The organism is Hyphomicrobiales bacterium (genome assembly GCA_016125495.1).
Lineage (GTDB): Bacteria > Pseudomonadota > Alphaproteobacteria > Rhizobiales > RI-29 > RI-29.
In genome coordinates this window covers 17488-40661 of sequence record WGLQ01000001.1, presented here as the reverse complement: position 1 = coordinate 40661, position 23174 = coordinate 17488, and the positions used below count along the sequence as shown (strand labels likewise).

General features: G+C 66.3%; 17 protein-coding genes. 14 read left to right on the top strand and 3 right to left on the bottom strand.

The annotated features are described in order from the left end of the window. Window positions 1-19: 19 nt before the first annotated feature. Window positions 20-1351 (top strand): DUF2865 domain-containing protein, encoded by a 1332-nt coding sequence (locus GC150_00150; GenBank protein ID MBI1383310.1) that lies wholly within the window; start codon window positions 20-22, stop codon window positions 1349-1351. A 25-nt stretch (window positions 1352-1376) separates the two neighbouring features. Here the strand turns inward: GC150_00150 and GC150_00145 are convergent, their stop codons facing one another. Then, complete coding sequence (locus tag GC150_00145) at window positions 1377-2342, bottom strand: D-glycerate dehydrogenase (GenBank protein MBI1383309.1); 966 nt, start codon at window positions 2340-2342, stop codon at window positions 1377-1379. Window positions 2343-2518: 176 nt separating this feature from the next. Here GC150_00145 and GC150_00140 point away from each other — a divergent pair, with 176 nt between their 5' ends. From GC150_00140 to GC150_00110, 7 genes are all read left to right on the top strand, one after another. Next, window positions 2519-2887, top strand: coding sequence for a hypothetical protein (locus GC150_00140; protein ID MBI1383308.1), 369 nt, complete (start codon window positions 2519-2521; stop codon window positions 2885-2887). 314 nt (window positions 2888-3201) lie between these two features. Further along, a complete protein-coding gene (locus tag GC150_00135) occupies window positions 3202-3714 on the top strand; it encodes a polysaccharide export protein (protein MBI1383307.1) in 513 nt (170 codons plus the stop codon). A gap of 3 nt (window positions 3715-3717) precedes the next feature. Further along, on the top strand, window positions 3718-5133 hold the full coding sequence (locus GC150_00130) for an outer membrane beta-barrel protein (GenBank protein ID MBI1383306.1): 1416 nt from the start codon (window positions 3718-3720) through the stop codon (window positions 5131-5133). Beyond that, the gene (locus GC150_00125; protein MBI1383305.1) at window positions 5130-7388 is read left to right on the top strand and encodes a hypothetical protein; all 2259 of its coding nucleotides are present in this window, start codon (window positions 5130-5132) and stop codon (window positions 7386-7388) included. The genes GC150_00130 and GC150_00125 overlap by 4 nt, the downstream gene beginning before the upstream one ends. Before the next feature lie 101 nt (window positions 7389-7489). Continuing rightward, window positions 7490-9007: an undecaprenyl-phosphate glucose phosphotransferase gene (locus GC150_00120; GenBank protein MBI1383304.1), complete on the top strand. Its 1518-nt coding sequence runs from the start codon at window positions 7490-7492 to the stop codon at window positions 9005-9007. Window positions 9008-9076: 69 nt separating this feature from the next. Beyond that, window positions 9077-9946, top strand: a complete 870-nt coding sequence (gene rfbA, locus GC150_00115) for a glucose-1-phosphate thymidylyltransferase RfbA (protein MBI1383303.1) — start codon at window positions 9077-9079, stop codon at window positions 9944-9946. 6 nt (window positions 9947-9952) lie between these two features. Further along, entirely contained in the window at window positions 9953-11263 is a 1311-nt protein-coding gene (locus tag GC150_00110; protein MBI1383302.1) for a hypothetical protein, read from the top strand. A 43-nt stretch (window positions 11264-11306) separates the two neighbouring features. Here GC150_00110 and GC150_00105 read toward each other — a convergent pair whose 3' ends face one another. Further along, window positions 11307-12671 carry a glycosyltransferase gene (locus tag GC150_00105; GenBank protein ID MBI1383301.1) on the bottom strand — a complete coding sequence of 455 codons (1365 nt, stop codon included), beginning with the start codon at window positions 12669-12671 and terminating at the stop codon, window positions 11307-11309. 117 nt (window positions 12672-12788) lie between these two features. Here GC150_00105 and GC150_00100 point away from each other — a divergent pair, with 117 nt between their 5' ends. The 3 genes from GC150_00100 (at window position 12789) to GC150_00090 (ending at window position 16295) form a co-directional block, all read left to right on the top strand. Beyond that, entirely contained in the window at window positions 12789-13886 is a 1098-nt protein-coding gene (locus GC150_00100) for a glycosyltransferase (protein MBI1383300.1), read from the top strand. 67 nt (window positions 13887-13953) lie between these two features. Beyond that, window positions 13954-14826 carry a hypothetical protein gene (locus GC150_00095; GenBank protein ID MBI1383299.1) on the top strand — a complete coding sequence of 291 codons (873 nt, stop codon included), beginning with the start codon at window positions 13954-13956 and terminating at the stop codon, window positions 14824-14826. Next, complete coding sequence (locus tag GC150_00090; GenBank protein MBI1383298.1) at window positions 14823-16295, top strand: oligosaccharide flippase family protein; 1473 nt, start codon at window positions 14823-14825, stop codon at window positions 16293-16295. Before GC150_00095 ends, GC150_00090 begins: the two co-directional genes overlap by 4 nt. A gap of 72 nt (window positions 16296-16367) precedes the next feature. On the opposite strand, the gene GC150_00085 is transcribed toward GC150_00090, so the two are convergent. Continuing rightward, window positions 16368-17618: a glycosyltransferase gene (locus tag GC150_00085; protein ID MBI1383297.1), complete on the bottom strand. Its 1251-nt coding sequence runs from the start codon at window positions 17616-17618 to the stop codon at window positions 16368-16370. Between the two features lie 337 nt (window positions 17619-17955). On the opposite strand from GC150_00085, the gene GC150_00080 reads away from it, so the two are divergent. The 3 genes from GC150_00080 to GC150_00070 all read left to right on the top strand — a co-directional run bounded on the left by GC150_00080 (window position 17956) and on the right by GC150_00070 (window position 23171). Continuing rightward, a complete protein-coding gene (locus tag GC150_00080; GenBank protein MBI1383296.1) occupies window positions 17956-19854 on the top strand; it encodes an HlyD family efflux transporter periplasmic adaptor subunit in 1899 nt (632 codons plus the stop codon). Continuing rightward, complete coding sequence (locus GC150_00075) at window positions 19854-21443, top strand: glycosyltransferase (GenBank protein ID MBI1383295.1); 1590 nt, start codon at window positions 19854-19856, stop codon at window positions 21441-21443. Before GC150_00080 ends, GC150_00075 begins: the two co-directional genes overlap by 1 nt. A 264-nt stretch (window positions 21444-21707) precedes the next feature. Further along, window positions 21708-23171, top strand: a complete 1464-nt coding sequence (locus GC150_00070; protein MBI1383294.1) for a nucleotide sugar dehydrogenase — start codon at window positions 21708-21710, stop codon at window positions 23169-23171. Window positions 23172-23174 lie beyond the last annotated feature (3 nt).

Genomic DNA, 23174 nt, shown 5'->3' with positions numbered 1-23174 from the left:
TACTGGTTGCGCGTCGGTCATGAGTTGTCTCCGTTTCGCCCGGCATGGGCACCATGCCGTGGGACGGTGTTCGTCCCCGGCATTCGAATTCGGCACCCTACTCGCCCTGGTGCTCGCGATGCTCGTTGCGCTGGTCGTCGGGGGGACGCCCGCGGCGGCGCAGAGCGGCGGTTTCTTCTCGCTTTTCCAGAGCAAGCCGGCCCGGCCCCCCGCGCGCGTCGTGCGCGTGCCGGAGCATCGGCGCGTGGCTCCCGGGCGCATCATCCGCGTCGGGCCGAACGGGCGGGTCTTGAGCCACGGCGGCTACCGCATCGTGGTCGGACCGGACGGCAGCCGCCGAATTTTCAAGCCGTTCGCCGAAGCGAGCAGGCAACGGGGCTACCTCGACGGTTCCGATGCCGCGGGTCGTCAGAGCCTTCGTCCCGAGGCCTCGCGGAGCGGCGGATACCGCACCGTGTGCGTCCGGCTCTGCGATGGCTATTACTTCCCGCTGAGCCACGGCGTTTCCAGCTCCGCGTTCCGGCGTGACCGCAACCGCTGCGATGCCGCCTGCGGCAACTCGGCGGCGATGTTCGTCACTTGGACCGGCAACGACGACGTGGCCCGCTGGCGCGATCTCAACGGCAACACCTACGGCGACCTCAAGAATGCGTTTCGCTATCGCCGCGAGCGGGTTGCCGGCTGCCAGTGCAAGCCCGAGCCCTGGTCGCGGGATGCGCGCATCCGCCACGCGCGGTTCGCCGCCGTCGAGGATGGCAGCTCGCTCAGTGATGTTCGGGTGCGCGAGGCGCGGGTCATCGATAATCCGCAGGTGCGGGTGACGCCACTGCAGATCGTGCCGGGCCGCGCCGTTCCCTCCGGTCAGGGCGACCCGGACGACGTCGCCGAGACGGTCGCCGCGGGTGTGGAGGGATCGACTGGCGCGACGACGGGCGAAGCCGCCAGTGGCGTCGAGACCGCCGAACACGAGGCCGACGCTGCCGAACGGATCGAGGCGGGCGAGACCGAACTCGCCTTACGGCAGGCCGGTGGCCCGGTGGTTGCGGCGGAAGGCGGCGTCCTGCCCGAAAGCTGGCGGGCGACCGATCCGCTGCTCTCGGCGCATGCGACCGGTGAACCGGTGGCTGCCGAGGACCATGAAGCCCGGCGCCGGGCGTTTCTGATGGCCCGCCAGCGCGGCACCTGGCGACTGGAGCAGGGGCACGCGGGTGGCACGATCGGCTACGCCGGCCGGCCGCGGTACGCGACGCCCGCACTCTCAGGAGCGCGCCCCGTGGTCGCTCCGGTCAAGTCCGGGGCCCCCAGTACTTCGAGCACCTGGCGGCGGAACTGGCAGGCTGCCCGCGACTGATCGGGCCTGCCGCCGACGCTCCAAATCAAACCACCGGAAACGGCAACTCGCGTCCGGCAAAAAACGCATCGATGTTGTCGAGCGCCTCGAAGCCCATCTGATTGCGGGCCTCGATCGCGGCCGAGCCGAGGTGCGGCAGCAGGAACGTGTTGGGCAGGTCGCGATAGCGCGGGTCGAGATTGGGCTCCCCGGCGTACACGTCGAGGCCGGCGTAGCCCACCTGACCGGACCGCAGGGCGACTATGAGGTCCTCGTCCACCACGAGATCGCCGCGAGCGGTATTGACCACGATCGCTCCGCGCGGCAGGCGCGCAAGGGCGGCGGCGTCCAGCATGCCGCGCGTTTGCGGCGTCGAAGGCGCGTTGAGCGAGAGGACGTCGGAGACGGCGAGGAGACTTTCCAGGCTCGCGTGATAGGTCGCGCCCATCGCTTCCTCTGCGGGCAGTGGGCGGCGATTGTAATAGTGCAACTCCATGTCGAAGCCGCGCGCGCGCTGGGCCAGAGCCTTTCCGATCTTGCCCATGCCGACGATGCCGAGGCGCTTGCCATCGAGGCGGCAGCCGACCAGCTGCAGCGGCTCCCAACCCGTCCAGCTCGCATCGCGCATCATCCGCTCGCCCTCGCCAGCCCGGCGCGCCGCGCCGAGGATCAGCAGCATGGCGATCTCGGCGGTCGCGATGGTCACCCCGTTCGGGGCGCAGCCGACGCGCAGACCGCGCTCTCGCGCGGCGGCGAGGTCGATGTGATCGGTGCCGACGGAAAAGGTCGAGACGATGCCGAAGCGCTGGGGCAGCGCGTCGACGACGGTCGCGTCGAACTTGTCGCGGATGCAAATCAGGGCTCCGTCGACCTCCCGGCAGGCGGCGACGAGTTCGTCACGCCCGAGCTGTCGGTCGTCGGCATCGTGCAGCACATCGTAGGTGGCACGTGCCCGCGCCATGACCGCGTCGGGCAGTCGCCGGGTGATCAGGATCCGCTTTGTCGCTGCCATCGCATGCTCCATTCCATGGTCTGCCACGTCCCGTGCACCGCCGACATCCTGCCTGGCGGACGAGGGATCGTGCATCCCGGGTCAATCTTCAATCTAATATTCACCATTGGCTGGAAAGCTCTCCCGGCGCAACCTATCGACGTCTGCGGTTGCGGCCGGTGCCGGAGCGGACCGCAATGCGAACGATTGCCATACTGAGCACGATCCTGATCGCCGGCTGGCTCATCCAGGAGCAGCTGCTCTATCGCAGCGCGACGAGCGACGCGCTCGTCGGGGCGTACCGCTCGGCGGCGCTAACCCGTTGCTCAACCGTTTCCAATCGGGCCGGCTCGGTGGCCGCGTCGACGGCATGGGCGACTCCGCGCTCGTTGAAGCTGGTGATCGGCGATCCGGACCTCGACGTCTACCTCTGGCAGGTCAATCATGCGATGTGGGCCGCGCGCTACAAGCATCCCCACCTTGTCATCATTGCGGGGGACCCCAAGCGCACCCTGATGTGCCAGTACGACATCAGGAACGACACGGCGCTGGTGCGGGCGTTCTGAATTCGCCGGCCGGATCGGCCCGGGCGGCCCGGCGAGAGGTGTCCGCGCAGCGACTTCGCGTTGCTTTAACGGCAATTTAGCTGGTTTCGGGGTTTCCTGTTGCGGTGGCCGTTGGCCCGAAACTGCAACGTCCGGTGGAACCAGTGTCGCGTATCCATTCGTCAGCAACCGCCTGCAGCAATGCCGTCGCGCGCGCGCATCGAGCCCGTGGCGCGAGGGTGTGGACTGCCGCTGTCCTGGCGCTCACCGTCGCCGGATGCGGTCAGACCCGATATGCGACGGACGAATCGCTGCCGACCGTCGAAGGACGGCACGTGCAAACGAGCGCGACCCAAGGGGGTGGGCCGGGGTTCGAGGACACCGTCACGCGCGTCTATCGCTTGCGGCCCGGCGACCGACTGAAGGTCACCGTGTTCCAGGAGGCCGAACTCTCGGGGGAGTACGAGGTCTCGGTGCACGGGCGTGTCGCGCTGCCGCTCATCGGAGAGGTCGCGGCGACCGGTTTTTCCATCCAGGAGTTCAAGGAGGCGGTCACGGCCCGTCTCGCCGATGGCTATTTGCGCCAGCCGCGGGTAAGCGTCGAAGTCCTCAATTATCGCCCCTTCTACGTTCACGGCGAGGTGCGCGGCGCCGGAGAGTTCAAATACCAGCCGGGAATCAGCTTTCGCGATGCGATCGCCATGGCCGGCGGGAGCACATACCGTGCGGACGAAAGCTACATCATCCTCGTGCGGCATGGTGACGGCCGGGAGATCAAGGTGCCCCTGCCGTCGCAGTACCTGGTGCTGCCGGGCGACAACATCCGCATTCCCGAACGGTTCTTTTGAGTCATGGCCGGCGCGAGCGATGGCAACGTCCGGGTCCACATGACGGCCGGGTGCCTGAACCCCGGTGCGCGTGCCGCTCATGAACGGTCGGTATTCGGTCGAGCGCGCTGGTTCGCCGTCATGGTTGCCGGACTCTCCGCTCCCCTGCTCGCCTCGACCGGCGAGGCGGCCGACGTCTCGCTGCACGATCGGGTCGAGCGCTACGAGTCGACCGTCGCCTGGCAGGAGGCATTGCGGACCTGGGACACGCACAAGCACTACGGCGCCGAGCGCGAGCGGGCGCTCAACGCGGCGGATTATGCGCCCGACGGGTTGCGGTGGGGGAGTTTCACGCTGTTTCCCTCGCTGTTCCTCGGGGGTTCCTATTGGAATGTCGGGGGCGGCGATCCGGCATTGGACTACGATCTCTACGAGCAGGGCGTAACGGCGACGCTCAAGGTTCAGTCGGACCTGCCCCGGCACGTCATCGACTTCCTCCTTTCAGGCAGTTACCTGCTCTCGGAAGACGATAATTGGGGCGAGCAGACGGAGGGAGTTGCGGAGACCGCCTTCCGGATCGATGTCGACGCGCTGCATGCGATTTTCGGCACCGCCGGGACAGAGTTGCGCCACGAGGGGCGCCTCGAAAGCGAGTTGCCGACGGCGGCGGCCGAGCCCGTCGCGTTCCAGAGGAGCCATGCCAGGCTCGGGCTGCGCCGGGATGCCGGGCGCCTCGCCGCGACGCTCGAGGCCGAGATCGAGGAGGTGGATTACGACGACGTCGACGCCGTCGACGGTTCCAACATCGATCAGGACTACAGGGACCGAACCGAAGTGTCCGGGGCGCTCAACCTCATCTACCGGTTCTCTCCCGGAGCGGCCGTGCTGACGGGCATCTCGATCCGCGACATCGATTCGCGCGGGACGGGAGCGGACGATCGCGACGCCATCGTCTACGGCGCGGGAGTGGGGTTCAAATGGGAGGTGAACTCGGCGTTCACCACGGCCTTGCGATTGCGCTACGAGCATCGCGACTACCGGCTCGACACGTTCGAGGATTTCGGCGGGCTGACCGTCGAGGGAGAAATCGGATGGCGGCCGACGCATCTCTCACAGTTGCGCCTGACCATGAAGCGGGAAATCGCGGAAACGGGTGTGACCGACGCCTCGGCCAGGATCGACACCGGCGCGCGGCTCGAAGGCAGCTACGAGGTCATGCGCAACCTCCACGTGAACGCCTTCGTCGGCTACGAGGAAGAGGTTTTCGTTGGAGCCGACCGGCACGACGACGTTCTCTCTGTCGGGGCGGGTCTCCAGTATTCGTACACCAAGAATGCGTCAATCGTTTTGTCCTATGAACACATCGAACGCCAGTCGAGCGACCAGAGTCTCAACCTCGAGAGCGACATCGTGAGGGCGGGAATAAATCTTGCGTTTTGACGAGTGAGCCCGTGAACCGACCACATCATCCGATCGATGTCGAACCGCAATCGGGCGGCTTTTCCTATGCGCCCGGCGATCTCGTGACGCTGCTGCGCCAGCGCGCGATCATCATCGTCTCGGTGGTCGGCGTGGTGTTGGCGCTCGCGTTCGCGATCGCGCTCAGCCTGCCGTCCCGCTACGAGGCGACGGCGACTGTGATCATCGATTCGCGCGAACGCAGTGTCGTCGATATCCGCTCGGTTCTGTCGGACCTGCGGACCGATACGCCGACCATCGAAAGCGAAGTGGAGATCGTGCGCTCGCGCAAGGTGGTCGGGCGCGTCATTCACGCGCTGCGGCTCGACCGCGATGGTGAATTCAACGGCCGGGTAGGCCAGGGGGCGACCTGGGCCGACGAGGCGACGGCGCCCAAGTCCGAAGCGCTCGTGCGGGAGATCGCGGAGGCACCGCTCACGCTCGACAAGCTGATCGAGAATGCGACGCCGGGGCAAGCGATTCCGGACGACGTCTTCGAGGCTGTGCTCGACAATCTCTGGACGTACCGCATCCGCAACACCCACCTCATCGGCATCACCTTTCGCTCGCGGAGCGCGCAGAAGTCCGCGCTGATCGCCAACGCCATCGCACAAGCCTACCTCGCCGATCAGGTGGAGCAAAAGGCCAATGCAGCGGAGGCGACCTCGGTCTGGCTCGAGCGGCGGATCGAGGAACTGCGGGGCGTGGTGCTCGAGAACGAGCGTCGGATCGAAACGTTCCGGTCACAGAACGATCTGCTCAGCAGCGGTGGGCAGCAACTCGACGAGCGCGAGCTGACGCAGTTGACCGAACAGGTGGCGGTCGCACGCAACGCCGCGGCCACGGCGAAGGCGCGCTACGAAAACGTCCGCGAAATGCTGGAGCGCCCCGGCGCGCACGAGGCGGTGGCGGACGTGCTCGCCAGCAACACGATCTCGACGCTCAAGGCAGAACTCGCGCGGGCGACCAGGAAAGTGGCGGAGCTGCGTATCCGCTATGGCGCGAGACATCCCGCCATCCAGGAAGCAGTCGCCGAGGAAATGGACGCGCGGCGCCAGCTCGACGGGGAGATCGCCAGCATCGTGGCCAGTCTCGCCAACGAGCGTGACGTGGCGCGGGCCAAGGAGGTGGCGCTGGTCGCGAGCCTCGAGGCGCTGAAGGCGCGGGCGGCGGATGCGAATCAGGAAGGGGTCGGGCTCAGGGCGCTGACGCGGGAGGCCGAAGCGAGCCGGGAAGTTTACGAATCTTTCCTCAAGCGCTATCGCGAAACCGCCGAGCAGCGCAGCTACCAGTTACCCGACGCGCGCATCGTCGAGCGCGCGGCGACGCCGACCCACCCATCGTCTCCCAAGCGCAAGCACATCGTCATCGGTGGGGCCGTCGCGGCCATCATACTCGCGCTGATCGCGGCCGCGGCCGCGGAGTTGCTGCGGCCGCGGATCCTGACGCCGCGGATCGTCGAAGGGCGCTTCGGGACCCGACATCTCGCCTCGCTGCCGCGCCTCGGGCGGGCGGTCGGAGACGAGGAACAGATGCGCCGGCTGCGCCTGATCCTGGCCAGCCCGCAGGCGCCGTTCTGCGAAGGTGTACGCAGCGCGCGGCTGGCAGTCGACCGGTGGAGGGACGGAAACGGTGCGCGGGTGATCGTGTGCACCGCGCCGGGGCGCGATGGGCAACGCACGGTGCTGGCTTCGAATTTGGCGCACCAATATGCGCTCTCCGGCGTGCGTACACTGCTCGTCGACGGCGATCCCGGCGCGGCAGGTCTCAGCCGGGCCTTCGCGCCCGGTCACGACGACGGGCTCATCGACCATATCCTCGACGATGTGGCGCTGGAGCGCCTCGTCATGAGGGAGCGCGAGACCGGTCTTGCATTTCTTTCCATCGGGGGCGGCGAACGGCGCGAGGCGTGGGCCGGGGATGCCTTCACGTCGGTGCGCATGGTCGAGGCGATGGCGACGCTGAGGAGTTGGTTCGACGTCATCGTGGTCGATGCGCCGGGGCTGGCGAGCGGGGCGGCGGGGCAAGCGCTCGTTGCGCATGCCGATCAGATCGTCGTCGTCTGCGACTGGTCGCTCTGCGAAAGCGCACGCGCCAAGAGGGTGACGCGGGAGCTTGCCGTCTACGGCGACCGACTCGCCGGCATGGTTGTCACCGAGGTGGCGAACGGCGATCTCGGGACCGGCCGACGGGTGGAGCCCGTGCCGGTCGCCGGGCTCGTCACGGCGCGTGCCTGAGGGGGCGGGCATTCCAGGACGGCGAGCGATTTAACGCAATATTCGCGCTGTCGCGGCAAAACTGCAATCCGTCCAAACGCCAATCGACAGGTCGAGTCGTGTTGTTCTCATCCCACGCCAGTGCAATTCGCGAAGCGCTCGAGACGGTCGACCATGATGCGGGCCTTGAAGGTGCGCGCCGGACCGCGCCGAAGTGGTCGAGAAAGGTGGCGGCGGATCTGCTGGCATGGTCCGACGTGGCGGTCGTGCTGATGGCACTCGTCGCCAGTCTCGGTATCGCCGGCCTCTTTGCCGGCCTTGGATTTACGCTCCCTGAAGTGAAAGTGAACCTGTTCGGGGCCGCCCAGACGGCGATCATCACGGCGATTGCCGTGCATGTGGTCCTGCGGCGCTTCGACCGCTACAATTTGCGACACGTCGAACGGTGGTGCCAGAGGCGCGCGCTCGCGGAATTGCTGCCGGTGATCGGTGCGTTCGGCTTCGTGGTGCTGGTGGGTGCGGGGCTCGGGACCGAGCCGCATGTGCCTGTGACCTGGTATCCGCTCTGGGCGCTCATCACGGTCGCGGGGCTCTTCGTCGTGACGATGGTCGGGCGGCGAGTCCTGGGCGATGCGGTCGAGCGGGGGCGGTTTTCGACCCGTGTGGCGATCTACGGCTCAGGGCGGATTGCGCGCCGGCTCGTCGGGGAACTCGAGCGCGTCGGGACGGAGTACGAGATCGCAGGCATTTTCGACGACCGGCTCCAGGGGCCGAGGGCCGATACCGAGGGCCTCCAGATGGCGGGCACCTTCGATGACCTCATTGCGGCCGGTCGCAGGGACGAATTCGATAGCGTCCTGATCGCGCTGCCAGCCGATGCGGACCGCCGCGTCGCGACGATGGCGCTGCGCTGCGAGCAACTGCCCGTCGACATCGACGTGTGCACCCATTTCACCAATGATTTCCTGCGTGACAACGTCGCGCATCGCGGTGTCTCGAGGCTCGGCAATATCGGTCTCCTCAGCGTGCGGAACAGGCCGCTGCGGGACTGGGCAAGCCTGATCAAGAGGGCGGAGGATGCGATCCTGGCGCCGCTGCTGCTCGTGGTGGCCAGCCCGATCCTGCTCGTGGCCGCCATCGCCGTGCGTCTCGACAGCCCCGGGCCCATCCTGTTCCGTCAGATGCGGCACGGCCTCAATCATCGCGAGATCGAGGTTCTCAAGTTCCGCACCATGACCGTCACGGAGAACGGGCCGGATGTGCGGCAGGCGACGCGCAACGATCCGCGCGTCACCCGCGTCGGTCGCTTCCTGCGCCGTACGAGCATCGACGAACTGCCGCAACTCGTGAACGTCCTGCGCGGCGACATGTCCCTGGTCGGTCCGCGCCCGCATGCGATCTCGCACAACGAGGAATATTCCGCCATGCTGGAGCGCTACTCGAACCGGCACAACGTCAAGCCAGGGATCACGGGCTGGGCACAGGTCAACGGCTATCGGGGGGAGACGCGCACGCCGGAGGACATGGCAAACCGGATCCGCTATGATCTCGAATACATCGACAACTGGAGCATTCTTTTCGATCTCAAGATCCTCGCGATGACACCGTTCTACGGGATCGTCGGACGCAATGCCTACTGAGCAGGGCCGACGCCGGCCCGTGAGGGCGCCGGAAACGGATCGCGGACAACGAGCGCTGGAGAGGACGACATGAAGGGAATTGTGCTTGCCGGGGGCACGGGTTCCAGGCTGTTTCCGGTGACGAGCGCGGTCTGCAAGCAGCTCGTGCCGATCTACGACAAGCCGATGGTTTATTATCCTCTGACGACGCTCATGCTGGCGGGGATCCGGGAGATCCTCGTCATCACGACACCGGAGGACGAGGGCATCTTTCGGCGACTGCTCGGTGACGGACGCCGGCTCGGGATCAGTATCGATTATGCCGTGCAGCCCAAGCCCGAAGGCCTTGCGCAGGCTTTCCTCATCGGCCGTGACTTCATCGACGGGGACGGCGCGGCGATGGTGCTCGGTGACAACATCTTCTACGGTCACGGGCTCAGCGGCATGGTGCAACGGGCGGCGCAGCAGACCACCGGTGCGACAGTGTTCGGCTACCAGGTCCGCGATCCGGAGCGCTATGGCGTGGTCGCGTTCGACGAAAGCGGCAACGCAACCTCGATCGAGGAGAAGCCGCAGCACCCGAAGTCGAACTACGCCGTGACGGGGCTTTATTTCTACGACCACAACGTCTGCGACATGGCGGCCCGGGTACGCCCCTCCAAGCGCGGCGAACTCGAGATCACCAGCCTCAACGAGATGTATCTCGAGGCGGGACTTCTGCGCGTCGAACTCATGGGGCGAGGATTTGCCTGGCTCGACACGGGAACATTCGATTCTCTCCTCCAGGCAGCCCAGTTCGTACAGACGATCGAGGAGCGCCAGGGGCTGAAGATCGGATGCCCCGAGGAGGTGGCCTATCGAATGGGATACATCGATGCCGGGCAGTTGCGCGCGCTGGCCGAACCGCTGCTCAAAAGCGGCTATGGAACGTATCTGATGGCGCTGGTGGGGAGCGATTGACCTGACATGCTCGGGTCCCTCGGCACCGCACCGCTTCCGGTGATCCTGGTCATTCTTTCGTTCCTCATGCCGACGGAGCTGTCGCTCTTCGTCGGACCGCTCCGGTTGCCGCCGCACCGGGCGGCGCTCATCATTTTCGTCCTCGTAGCGCTGATCCGGTTGCTCAGCGGGCGGGGCCCATCGGTGCGTTCGTTCGATGTTGTTTTCGCGCTCTATGCGGCCTGGACCGTCGGTGTCTTCATCATTCACGAAGGCACGGCGAGCGGTATCGAATTCGGAGGGGCGCTGGCGCTCGAGGCGTTCGGCGCCTACTTCGTTGCCCGGGTCTATGTGACCGACGAGCGGCGCTTTCGCGCCACGCTTTCATGGCTCCTCGCTGCCGTTGCAATCGCCGGCGCCATCGCGCTTCCCGAAACGCTCTTCGGAAGGCACTACGTGCATGAGTTCCTGCACAAGGTCACGGGGTATTATCATCCCATCGCCTACGAAAAAAGGCTGGGGCTCACGAGGGCCTATGGGACATTCGATCACCCCATTCTCTATGGCACGTTCTGCGCCAGCGTGCTCGCGATGCTCTGGTTCGCGGGCGGCGGGTGGATCGCGCGGCTGTTGCGCGCGGGTCTCGTCGGCCTGGCGACACTGTTCGGCCTCTCGTCGGCGCCGATCCTCTGTCTCCTCACCCAGGGCGCGCTGATCGGCTGGGAGCGGGCAACGCGCGGCACGCCCGGTCGGATCACGCTGATGGTCGCCGCGCTCACACTCGTTTATGTGGTCGTCGATGCGATGAGCAACCGGGGGGCCCTCGAAGCGATCGTGACGAGCGTCACGCTGGACCCCTGGACGGCCTATTACCGCATTCAGATTTGGGTGCATGGGCTCGAGAACGTGGCGCGCGAGCCGCTGATCGGTATCGGCCTCGCCGATTGGAGCCGGGCCTGGTGGATGTCGTCGGCGAGCGTCGATGCGTTCTGGCTGCTCATCATGATGCGCGCGGGCATTCCAGCCCTCTTGCTGCTGCTGCTGGCGATCGGGCTGCAGATGGCGGGCATCGCCGGTGCGACGCGGGGTGCGGACGCAAGCGTGCGGGCATTGGCGCGGGGCTGGGTGATCTCGATGGTGGCGCTCGGCCTGCTCGGCCTCACCGTGCACTACTGGAACGCGCTGCACGCCTATCTTTTCTTCGTCGTCGGCATGGGTGCCTGGATGGCCAGCGCGCGCGAGACGAGGCCGGTCCGTGCGGTCGAGGGGCATCCGGCGGCCGTACGCCGGATGGCGGCCCGAGCCTATGCGCCCGCGCCGCGACCGCGGCCCGCCTGAAAGCGGCGACGGGCCGCCTGGTTCAGCGCGCGATCATCGATTTTCAGGCGTTTGCCGGCGCCGGCAGTGCGACCGGCGCGCTCGCCGGCGCGAAGCGAAGTCCCAGGTCGTCGTGGACCGCGCGGCGTACGAGTTCGGCTTTTGCGTCCCATGTTTCTCCCGCCACTGCCCGGCGGGCGATCTCGGGGTCCTGAGCGCTCGACAAAGCCGTCTCGATCGCGGCAGCGAATGCCGCTGGACCGTTCGCCACGCGAACAAACGGGCGCCATTCGCCGAGGGCGGGAAAATCGGTGGTCACGACGGGACGGCCCACCGCCAGATATTCCTTGAGCTTGATGGGACTGGCTGCCTTGATCCATTCGCTTGCGTTCCACGGCATGATGAGCACGTCGTTCGCTGCCATGTAGCCTGCGATCTCGTCATAGGGCTTGCGGCCGAGAAGGGAGACATTGGGCAGGGCGCACCAGTCCTGCGGCAGCGAGGAGGCACCAACCAGCACGAAGTGAACCCAGGGCAGGCGCTCGGCGACCGAGAGCATCAGTGCGGGGTCGAACGTGTGGGCGTCGATGCCGCCGATGAAGCCGACGCGCGGCCTCGGCAGGGCGACCATGTCGGCGGGCTCGCCGGTGCGTCCGTTGCCGGCGGCGGCGAAGCGCTCGTAGTCGACGCCATGCGAGACCATGACCTGACGGGAGACTTCGGCGCGCTCTTCTTCCATCAGGTCCTCGTTGCAGTAGACGACGAGGTCGGCCTGGCGTTTCAGCGTGGCGATGGCGCGGCCGAGGACCACGGGATCGCCCTCCGGAAAGGCCTCGAAGCGGTCGGTGCGCTGGAGGATCACGGCGCTCGCAGAAAGTGCTTGGACGAAGCCGGCGCCGGCCGGGCAGTGGACCCAGACGAGCGGCTTACGGATGCCCGCGCGCAGAGCCTGGGCGCGGATCTGCAACGCGAGCGCCCGGCCGAGCAGGCCGCTGTTGGCCGCGCCGGGCAAGGTGACGGGCGAGAGCACCCAGAAATTGTTCTCGACACGCACCAGACCGCGCGAAAAGCTCGACAGCTTGCGCCTGACCTTGGCGAGGAAGCGTCCGCCGAGACTGGGGGATGGAAAACGCACGCCGATCGAGTTCACGTAGAGCACCGGCCAGTCGCGCGCGAGGCGGCGCAGGATCTGGAAATCGAAGTGACCTCGGTTGTGATACCACCAATCCTCCCCGCCAATGCAGATGATGCCGTCGAAGCGGCCGCCAACTCGGGCGGTGCGGCGCGGGGGTGTGGTCACGTTGTGCCTCCGGAGGATCCCACGAGTGTGCCGGAGCCGGGCGATGGCTCCGCTCGATGATGATGCAGGTGCGTGGTTAACGGGTCCCTTCCAAAGGTTGTGTGTTGCCGGCCATGGGAAATGCCGCATCACCGGGTGCCGTCGCACATGCCTCGAAGTTCGAGCATTTCGAGCTGGCCTTAACCGGGGGTTCAACACCGGGTCGTAGTGTCGCAACCATCGTTTTGCGTCTGCGAGGTGGTCCGGATGGTCGAGCGTTCAGCGGCCGTGGCATGCGAGGTGGATGGTGGCCAGCACGACCGCTGGGAAACCCGAACCGGCACCAATCGTGCGCAGCTTTCGATCATCGTCGTGAGCTACAATACCCGGGAGCTGACGGCGGCGGCGATTCGCTCCGTCATCGCAGAGACCCGTCATGTCGCCTATGAACTGATCGTCGTCGACAATGCCTCCGACGACGGATCGCCAGATGAGGTGCGCGCCGCACTGGCGGAATGTGCGCACCCGACCTGGTTCATGGCGTCGAGCAGCAATCTCGGCTTCGCGGTTGCCAACAACATGGCGGCGCACGTCGCGTGCGGAAAGCGACTTCTTCTCCTAAATCCCGATACGGTCGTGTTGCGCGGGGCGATCGACAGGCTCTGGAAGTTCGCCGAAAGCACGCCAGCGGCCGGTATTTGGGGCGGGCGGACGCTGTTTGCGGACGGATCCCTCAATGCGACCTGCTGCTGGGGCGAAATGACACCCTGGCGTGCCTTCTGCCGGGCGGTCGGGCTCACCGGTCTCCTGGCGGGTTCGAGCTTGTTCAACGGTGAGGCCTATGGCGGCTGGCGGCGCGACCATGTGCGGGCCGTCGACATCGTCAGCGGGGCCTTCCTGATGATCGACCGGGACCTCTGGGACCGGCTCGATGGCTTCGATGCAAGCTTCTTCATGTATGGCGAGGAGGCGGACCTCTGCCGGCGCGCACGGTCGGGAGGTGCGCAGCCGATGTTCACGCCACTCGCGGAAATCATCCATCTGGGCGGCGCCTCCGAGGCGACGCGAGAGGGCAAGTTGGAGCGGCTTCTCTCGGCCAAGGCAACGCTCGCCAGGCGGCACTGGCCGCAGGCCATGCGTGGCCTCGCCGGGCCGCTGCTCGCGGCATGGCCGCTCTCGCGCTGGTTGGCGCACGCCGCTGCGGCGCGGCTCTTTGCGCGCGAACGGTCGCGGCGGGAGGCGGCGGTCTGGCGTGCGCTGTGGCAGCGGCGGGCGGAATGGTCGGGGGGATATTCGGCGCGTCGACCGGCGGTCTATCAACCGGGCGGAAATGTCTCTGCGGCGCCTCGTCGGACGGCACAGTGAGGGACAGCGGGTTTCGCACTGCGGCGGTGTCGTGCAGCTTGCTTCGCCCGAAACGTGAGGGACGGCAATGACGACGGGTAACCAGGATCGGGCGGTTTCGCGCGCCATCGCAACCGTGGCTTGCGACGGGGACGTGCGCTTTTCGATCGCGACGCTGGTCACGGACCCCGAGCAGCATGATGCGATGATCGCCTCGATGCGGGCGCGAGGGTTCGATGGGGCGGACTGTGAGTTCATTCATCTCGACAATCGGGGTGCCGGCGCGCTTTCGGCCTTCGACGGGCTCAATCGCCTTCTCGAGGAGGCGCGGGGGCGATACGTCATCCTCTGTCATCAGGACGTCAGGCTCATCGGCGACGGTCGCGACCGGCTCGAGGAGGTCATCGCGGAACTCGACGCGCGCGATCCGGCGTGGGCGGTGATCGGCAACGCCGGGGGCGTCCGGCCGGGCCGCCTCGCCATCCGTATCAGCGATCCGCATGGCCGCGACACGGCACGGGGCCCGTTTCCCGCGCGCGCGACAAGCCTCGATGAAAACTTCCTTCTCGTGCGCAAGGAGGCGCGGCTCGCCTTCTCGCACGACCTCGCCGGCTTCCATCTCTATGGAGCCGATCTCTGTACCATCGCCGACATTCTGGGGCGAAGCGCCTACGTCGTCGATTTCCATCTCGAGCACCTCAGCGCGGGTAACAAGGCGAACGGGTTCGCCGAGGCGGAAGCGAGTTTCAGGCGGAAATATCGTCGTGCGCTGCGCACCCGCTGGATTCAAACGACGTGCACGCTCGTGCCGGTGTCGGGTTCGCGCTTCGCGCATTGGATGAGCGGGTTTCTGGCGCGACCCGTGGCGGGCTTGCTGCGCCGATCGGGTTCGGCGTTCGCCAGCGCTCCGCAACCGGCCGTGCTGCGGGTCGGGTCCAACCTCGGGCCTTCGACATCATGAGTGCTCCTGTGACGTCGGCCGCCCCGCCGACTGCGCGAACGGATGCCTGGAGCAGGCCGCGTCTCGCCGGGCAGGGGGCTCTGCTCGCGCTCGGCGCGGCAGGCGGTCAGCTGATGAGCTTTGCGCGCAACGCATTGCTCGGGCACCTCCTTTCCCGAGACGATTTCGGCGTCGCGGCCGGCCTGGCGATCACCCTGCAGCTTCTCGAGATGCTCTCGGACGTGGCGGTCGATCGGATGATCGTGCGCGCGCCGGATGGTGATGATCCGCGCATGCAGGCGACCGGGCAGACGCTGCTGGTCGCGCGCGGCGTCGTCGTGGCGCTCGTGCTCGTTGCCGTCGCGCCGTTCGCGGCGACCTACTTCGGTGCGCCGCAGGCGACGCTCGCGTTCGCGATGCTGGGCGCCGTCGCACTGGCGCGAGGTGCCATGCACCTGGATGTCCGCCGCGCGCAGCGACGGCTCGAGAATGGCCCCGTCGTTCTGATGGAGACGGTTCCGCAGGCGCTCGCGCTCGCGGCGACCTGGCCGGTCGTCTGGCTGGTCGGGGATTTCACGGCGGTCGTCTGGCTCGCCATCCTGCAGGTCGTGGCGGCGAGTGCCATTTCCCACCTCACGGCGGAACGGAACTACCGCCTCGGCTGGGAGGTAGCCAGTGCCAGGGCCTTTCTCGTCTTCGGTTGGCCGATCCTGCTCAGCGCCTTGCCGCTCATTGCGGTATTCCAGGGCGACCGGCTGGTGGTGGCGCGGAATTTCGATCTCGGTGAGCTCGGAGCCTACAGCGCGGCCTTCATGCTGACCATGGTGCCGTCGGTCCTGATGGCCAAGGTCGGGCTCTCGCTGTTGCTGCCCGTCTTCGCGCGTGATCTCGACGATCGGGCGAGAACGGCGCGGACGCTGGCGCTCTGGATGGAAATCTCGGGGGCACTCGCGCTCGCCTATCTCGCGGCATTCTGGATCGCGGGCGGGAATCTCCTCAGGGTGTCGTTCGGGCCCAATTTCGCGGGCTATGGTCCGGTGGTCGGCGCGCTGGCCGCAATGTGGGCGCTGCGCATGCTGCAGGTCGTGCCGGGAGCGTTGCTGATGGCCGAGGGGCGCACGCTCGCCACGCTCGCCGCGGGGACCGTCCGGGCAGGGGCGATCGGGCTCGCGATCATGGTCGCGGCCGTGGGTGGTTCACTCGAGCAAGTGGCCGCGACAGGTATTGCCGGGGAACTCGCCAGCATGTTCGTCGTCCACCGCTGGCTCGCGCGCGGTGGCCATCGCGTCCTTGCAGCGGCGTTCGCGAGTCGCGCGGCCTTCTTTGCCTGTGCGGCGCTGGCCGTCGTGCTGACCGTGGAGTGGCTTTCCCTTCCGCAGGCCGATCTCGCGAGGGTCGCCATCGCCGGGCTCGTGGCGCTCGCCATGCTGGCGTCGGTGGCCGCATGGCTGCGGTGGCGCGGCGCGCCGTATTCCGTGGTCGGCGCCTGAATTGCGAGGCGCCCTCGCTTCGAGGGACGACCGCCGCCCGGCACTGCGAGCGGCGGCAATCGCCGGCGAGGATCAGTTGGCGAGCGGCTGCAGTTCGCCCTTGCGCGCGACTTCGCCGAGGCCGCGACCGGCCGGGGCAAGTGCCTTGGAGTAAGCGGCAAGCAGTGCGTCACGTTCGCGTTCCCAGTCGAGGGAGGCGGCGGCGCGCGCCATGCCGTATGCGCTCATTTCGGCGCGCAGGCCCTCATCATCGGCGAGGCGGGCGATCTGGCGGGCCAATTCGGCCGGGTCGTTGTCGCCGGCATAGAGGCAGGCGTCACCGGCGATCTTGCGACCCTCGGACAGATCGAACTGCACGAACGGGATGCCGAGGGACATGTACTCGAACACCTTGTTCATGGAGATTTTGTCGTTGTAGACGTTCTTGGGGTCCGGGATCGCACCGATGTCGAAGGTCGAGAGCGTCTCCATGAGATCGGTACCGGAAAGAAATCCCGTGAACGTGACGTGATCCTCGAGCCCGAGGCGGCGCGACATGGCCTCGAGCTTCTCCAGTTCGGTGCCGGAGCCGACGATGACGCACTGGGTGTCGTTCCGCGCCTCGACGTGAACGAGGTGGGCCATGGCCTCGATGAGGAGATCGACGCCGTCCTGGGCGCCCATGATGCCGACGTAGCCGAGAACGTTGCGGCGCCCATTGCGCAGCGCGGGGCGCGGGTTCGCGCGCTTGAAGCGGGCAAGGTCGGGAATGCTGCGCACGACGTAGACGTCGTCGGGCGACATGCCGCCCCGTTCGATGGCGATGCGCTTGAAGGTCTCGTTGGTTGCGATCGAGACATCGGCGGTGCGGAACGTCAGGCGTTCGAGGCGCAGCAGCAACTCGTGGAAGAAGCCGCGCTTGCCGAACTTGGCCTCGTAGAGTTCCGGGTTGATGTCGTGGTGGTCGAACACGAAGGGCGTGCCGAAGAGCGCCTTGTGGAGCCCGGCGAGGAGAAAGATCGTGTCCGGCGGATTGCAGGCCTGGATGACATCGAAGCCGATCTTGCGCTTGACCTTGAACGAGGGCAGCGTCTCCCAGAACAGCGCGGAGCCATACTCGAGCGCGTAGCCGAGAGGGCCGTCCGCCTCGAGCGGGAGGGGATGGCGGAATATGTGGATGCCTTCGAGGCACTCGTAGGCGGCCTGATACTTCCCACCCTTGGGGCAGATCACCGAGACGGTGCAGCCGGCGTCGCGAAGCGCCGTCGCTTCCTGCCAGACGCGGCGATCCAGAGGCAGCGTCAGATTCTCGACGACGATGAGCGCCTTGCGGCCAGCAAGCATGACGAACCCCACACGCAATACCCCGACCCCCGCGGCAAGCGGGTGATCTCCACACACACGGCAATGGGTAGGACCTCGGCGCTGCGATCTCTTTAATGGTCTCGATCAGCTTTTATCGAAGTGCGGAAAATCACCAGACCTCGTCCCGGGGCAGCGAGCCGGTGTACGAGGCGAGCCGCCAGCGCCAACGGGAGGGAGGAGCCGAACGTCTGGTCACACTCCACTAACCAAGAATCGATTCCCGTTTCGCCGCTAGCGACATAGTTACCGCGACCGTGTGACATGGGGACTGCCGGAACAGGTCCGCGCAACGGGTTCGAGGAATCGCGCGTCAGCGATGACGATCAAGGTGCAAAGAGAGCGGCCATCGCACCGCATGCATCACCGTGTCGTCGCCCCACTGTTCGTCACAGTGGGGGGCGTGACGGCGCGTGCGCGCGACTGGAGCCTCGGCGGCCTTTCGGTGAAGGGGTTCCGCGGTCCCCTGCCGCGGCTCGGAACCGTTTTGAAGCTCGACCTCTGCCTGCCCTTCCAGGGCTTCGACATCGTGTTCGAGGCCGAGGGCGAGGTGGTGCGCCTGCACGAGGGAGAGCAATTCTTCGCCGTGCAGTTCACCGAGCTCGGTGAGCGTGCCCGCGAGCTGATGCAGCATTTCATCACCGAGATCCTTCGGGGCTCGATGGTGGCCGTCGAGGATACGATCCAGCGCATCGATGTTCCGGTGACGCCGGTTCCGACCAAGCCGGAGGCCGCGCCGGCGGTCGAGGAGGCCGGTCCATCGCTACGCACACTGGCATGGAGCGGAGCCTATCTCGCGCTCGGGCTCGCCGTCTTTCTCTACGTCGCGCTCCTCGTCTACAGCAACGTATTCCGCCTCGAGGTGCCGACCGCGGTCGTGGCAGCCCCGATCGAGAGCGTCAGGGCGCAGTTCGAGGGGCGGGTCATTCACGGTGACGTGCAGCCCGGCCAGCCCGTTGCCGCTGGCGATGTGCTATTGCATGTCGCCGACAACGAGCTGGAAAAGTCCATCGACCTGGCGGAGATCAAAATCCGCGAGCAGGAAGCGCGCCTCGCCTTCCTCAAGCGGCGCCAGTCCGAGGAACTCTCGCGCATGGAAGGTCTGGCGACCGTAACCCTCAAGTCTCTCGAACAAATCAAGACGGAGGTCGAGCGGTTGACCCGCGAGGCCGAGATCGCGGAGCGTCGGCACCAGCGGCTGTCGGGTCTCCTCGCCAAGGGGTTCACGACCAGCGACCGGATCGAAAGCGCCGAGCGGGAGTTCATGGCGGCGCGCCAGACGCTCGCGAGCCGGCGGCTGGAACTCGCGGCGCGCATGCAGATCGCCGAGAGCGGGATCGGGAGGCGGCACTACACGGGTGAAAACATCGTCGGCGAGATCGGCGAAATCGAGGCCGAGGTGGATCTCGTCAGCGAAGGCGTCCGCCTCGCGCGGTCGCAGTACGAGGCGCTGTTGAAGCACAGGGCGCGGCTCGCCGTGCGAGCACCGTTCGACGGCGTGGTTCTCGAGCTGCCGCGCGTCAACCACGGATCGGTGCGGCAAGGCGACGTGGTCGCCGTGATCGAGGAGGCAGCGGCGCGCCATGTCGTGGCGTATCTCGACCAGGACGAAATCCTCAAGGTCGGGATCGGCGACGAGGCGCTGGCCTACATCCCGGCGCTCGGGCGCACCGTCGACCTCAGGGTCACGCAAATCGACCGGACCAGCGGGTTCCTCGACGAGCAGAACGCACGCTACAGCTGGCGGGCACCCAAGGACCGCACGGCCAAGGTAACGCTGGAGTTCGCCGCCGCATCGGGCAGCGCAGAGCTCGCCGACCTCAGGCCTGGGCTGCCGATCGTCGTCGTTTTCGAACGGCGCGGCAATGTTCCGATTCTCGGGGAAATCAATCGCAGGATCTCGACGCTCCTTTCGATTCGTCCGGCGGCAAGTGGGGACGTCGCCATTGGGCCGCGGGGCGCGGCGTCGCCGACCGCCTCACCGGAGGGCAACGGACAGGGTAACGCGGCGGGTCGTGCGCGGCTGCTCGATGCCGGCGGGGCGCTCGAGGCTGCCACCAGCGGTTGCCGGCCGGCGATCGTCTGCGATCCGGAAGTCCGAGAGGTTTTCAGCCGTTACAACACGTGGCTCGGTTCGCATGCCGGGGTATCCTCGCGTGACGGCCGCATCGCTCCGGTTGCGCCCGTCACCACGAGCCGGCCGGACCTCGTCCTGTGATGCGCGATTCCCCGAGACCACTGCATCCGGATTTCGACGATCCGACGAGACCGCTTCCGGCAGGCGAGAAGTGGAACCTTTCCGTCCTCCTCCAGATCGCGATCTATCTCGGTCTCTGCGTGGTGGCCCTCACGCTCGTGCCGAACGCCATCTGGGATTCGGAAGTCAAGCACGTCACCTACGTGATCGGAACGCTAGGTATCTGGCGCTACTGCTGGTGGATGACGCACCATGTCAGGGCGTACATTTTTGGCAAGCACGTCTATCCGCGCATGCGCGCGCGGGCGGCTCGGCTCTGGGATGGCGGCTGGCGGCCGCGACACCTGCACTTCATGATGACGACGTTCCGCGAGCACCGGGACATCACGGAATACGTGATCCGGGGGATCGTATCGCAAGTTCGCGAGGCCGGCGTGCCTGCGACCATCTGGCTGGGTTCGGGTGACATCTACGATGAGAGGGTCATCGAGAACCACTTGCGGCTCATCGCAAGCGATCTCGACATAACATTCCGCATCGTGCGCCAGAACCAGTCCGGAAAGCGGATGGCGATCGCGCTGGTTCTGCGCGCGATGGCGAGGGATATGATTCCGGACGACGACATCGTGGTGTTCATGGACGGCGACTTCGTCATCGGCCATGGGGCGCTGCGCAAGTGCATGCCGCTTTTCGCCATCGACCCGGAGCTGCAGGCCCTGACCACGGACGAGGACGTGCTGGTGCGCGGGCCGATGTGGATGCAGAGATGGCTCAGCATGCGGTTCGCGCAGCGGCGTGTCGCCATGCAGAGTCATGCGCTCTCGGGTCGCGTGCTGACGCTGACGGGCCGCATGTCGCTGTTCCGCGCCAAGCACGTCAAGCAGCTGGAATTCATCCGGCTGCTCGAAGCGGACTATCTGGACGACTGGCTGTGGGGCAGCTTCCGCTTTCTCTCGGGCGACGACAAGAGCACTTGGTACTATCTGCTCAAGCACAATGCCCGCATGACGTATGTACCCGATGCCGTCGGCCATACCATCGAAGTGATCGAGGGTTCGGCGTCGACGCGCATGGTGGAGAATTTCCGCCGCTGGTCGGGCAACATGCTGCGCAACGGCCGCCGTGCCATCGCGCTCGGACCGCGGCGCATGCCGATCTTCATTTGGTGGTGCCTCGTCGACCAGAGGCTCGCCATCTGGACCACGCTGGTCAGTCCGGCGCTCGCCATCAGCGCCTCGTTCATCCAGGACGGGAGCTATCTCGTCACCTATGTCATCTACATCGCCGTAAGCCGGTTCATGCTGTCCTTTTTCCTCTGGCTGCACGCCCGTCAGGTGGACCTCAATTTCATCTGGATCCTCTACATCAATCAGCTCACCAACTCGGTCGTGAAGCTTTACATCATCTGGCGGCTCTCGAAGCAGAAGTGGGCGAACCGGGGCGGGCAGAAGGCGGGCTTCCAGTCCGAGGGGCTGGCGGAGACGGCGCGACTCGCCATGGCGCGCTACCTCACCGCTCTTTCCGTGGCCATGCTCTTTCTCGGCGTCATCGTCTATGCGGGCCTCGTGCGTGTTCCCGATCTGGCATTCGTCCGCATCCTGCTTCTCTAATTTTTTATCCCGTGGATACGCCGAACCGTGGATTTTTAGAGAAATTGAGGGCCCGCCGGTACCGACCGTTATCCAGAAGATAACGCGTTAGGATCGTGTTCATCCGTCCGGGTCAAGCTGATCCTCGTGAATGGCGGGAGAGGCCGAGCAAACCCCTCCCAGGCAACAACAAAGGCGCGGACCGAAGCTCGCTCGACGAGCCAAGGCCAGCGCAAGCCCAGACCATTCGAGGGGTAGTGGCGGTACTGAGTGTGGGGGTACGTGATGGCGGCGCTTCAGGCGGCGGCCATACGACTCGTCGAGCCGGCGGAGCGTCGGGTCGCGGGGGGTGGCTTCAAGAGAGACTTCGAGCTCGGGTGCGAGCGTGACGTTCCGGGTCTTGCGGCCGAGCGCCCGGCCATCAGCGTGATCGGGCTCGGCTATGTCGGCGCGGTTTCCATGGCGTGCCTCAGCCATCTCGGCTTCGAAATGGTCGGTGTCGACATCGATGCCGCAAAGGTCGAGACCATCATGGCTGGTCGCTCCCCGATCGTCGAGGAGGACCTCGAGCGGTTGCTGGCCCAGGGGCGGCGCAACGGCCTGCTCAGCGCGACGACGCAGATCGCCCAGGCGGTTCTGACCACGGACGTCACGTTCATCTCCGTCGGCACGCCGACCGCGGCGGACGGAAGCTGCGATCTCACCTACGTGCGGGCGGCAAGCCGCTCGATCGGGCGCGCCATTGCGATGAAACGCAGCTTCCACGTGGTCGTCCTGCGGTGCAGCGTGCCACCTGGAACGACCATGGATGTGGTCGTGCCCGAGATCGAGGCGGCCTGCGGAGGCAAACTCGGAGAGGATTTCGGCGTCTGCTTCAATCCCGAGTTCCTGCGCGAAGGCGTAGCGGTCGCCGACTTCTTCGCTCCGCCGAAGACGGTGGTCGGCGCCTCCGACGATCGCACGGCCAGGATCGTCGCACACATCTACGACACCATCGACGAGAAGGTGATCTATACCTCCGTCGCGGTCGCCGAGATGGTCAAATACGTCGACAACGTCTGGCACGCCGCCAAGGTGGTGTTCGGCAATGAGATCGGCCGCGTCTGCAAGGCGCTCGACATCGACAGCCACGCGGTGATGAACATCTTCTGCGAGGACAAGAAACTCAACCTCTCGCCCTACTATCTCAAGCCGGGCTTCGCCTTCGGAGGGTCGTGCCTGCCGAAGGAAGTGCGGGCGGTAAGCCATCTGGCGCGCGATCTCGGAGTCGATCTTCCGCTGGTCGACAGCCTCATGCCGTCCAATCGCCGGCAGGTTCTCGAGGCCTTCGAGCGGCTACGACCGCACCTCGAAAAGCGTATCGCTTTCCTCGGTGTGACCTTCAAGCCAGGAACGGACGATCTGCGTGAGAGCCCGATCCTCGACCTGATGGCGATGCTGATGGACGAGGGTGCCAAGATCAGACTGTACGATCCGAACCTTTCCTTCGGACCGCACCTCCTGGGGCAGATCGCCTACGTGAAACATTCTGCTCCGCATCTTGCGGATCTCCTCGGTGAACTCGAGGCGATAGCCGGCAGCGATCTTGCCGCGGAGGTCGATCAGGCCGATGTGCTGGTCGTCTCGCACGCAACGGACGAGTTCCGTCAGGCCGTGGCGGCGCGCTCGCGGACGACGCTCGTTCTGGACCTTGCGCGGCTCTTCAAGGACGTGCCGCAAGAAGAGAATTACGACGGAATCGCTTGGTAGGCG

Bases quoted from the DNA above. Each gene is read 5' to 3' on its own strand.
- rfbA (MBI1383303.1), top strand. From the start codon at position 9,077: ATGAAGGGAATTGTGCTTGCCGGGGGCACGGGTTCCAGGCTGTTTCCG.
- GC150_00080 (MBI1383296.1), top strand. From the start codon at position 17,956: ATGACGATCAAGGTGCAAAGAGAGCGGCCATCGCACCGCATGCATCAC.
- GC150_00085 (MBI1383297.1), bottom strand. From the start codon at position 17,618: ATGCTTGCTGGCCGCAAGGCGCTCATCGTCGTCGAGAATCTGACGCTG.
- GC150_00075 (MBI1383295.1), top strand. From the start codon at position 19,854: ATGCGCGATTCCCCGAGACCACTGCATCCGGATTTCGACGATCCGACG.
- GC150_00090 (MBI1383298.1), top strand. From the start codon at position 14,823: ATGAGTGCTCCTGTGACGTCGGCCGCCCCGCCGACTGCGCGAACGGAT.
- GC150_00070 (MBI1383294.1), top strand. From the start codon at position 21,708: ATGGCGGCGCTTCAGGCGGCGGCCATACGACTCGTCGAGCCGGCGGAG.
- GC150_00095 (MBI1383299.1), top strand. From the start codon at position 13,954: ATGACGACGGGTAACCAGGATCGGGCGGTTTCGCGCGCCATCGCAACC.
- GC150_00105 (MBI1383301.1), bottom strand. From the start codon at position 12,671: ATGCGGCATTTCCCATGGCCGGCAACACACAACCTTTGGAAGGGACCC.
- GC150_00145 (MBI1383309.1), bottom strand. From the start codon at position 2,342: ATGGCAGCGACAAAGCGGATCCTGATCACCCGGCGACTGCCCGACGCG.
- GC150_00150 (MBI1383310.1), top strand. From the start codon at position 20: ATGAGTTGTCTCCGTTTCGCCCGGCATGGGCACCATGCCGTGGGACGG.
- GC150_00140 (MBI1383308.1), top strand. From the start codon at position 2,519: ATGCGAACGATTGCCATACTGAGCACGATCCTGATCGCCGGCTGGCTC.
- GC150_00110 (MBI1383302.1), top strand. From the start codon at position 9,953: ATGCTCGGGTCCCTCGGCACCGCACCGCTTCCGGTGATCCTGGTCATT.
- GC150_00130 (MBI1383306.1), top strand. From the start codon at position 3,718: ATGGCCGGCGCGAGCGATGGCAACGTCCGGGTCCACATGACGGCCGGG.
- GC150_00100 (MBI1383300.1), top strand. From the start codon at position 12,789: ATGGTCGAGCGTTCAGCGGCCGTGGCATGCGAGGTGGATGGTGGCCAG.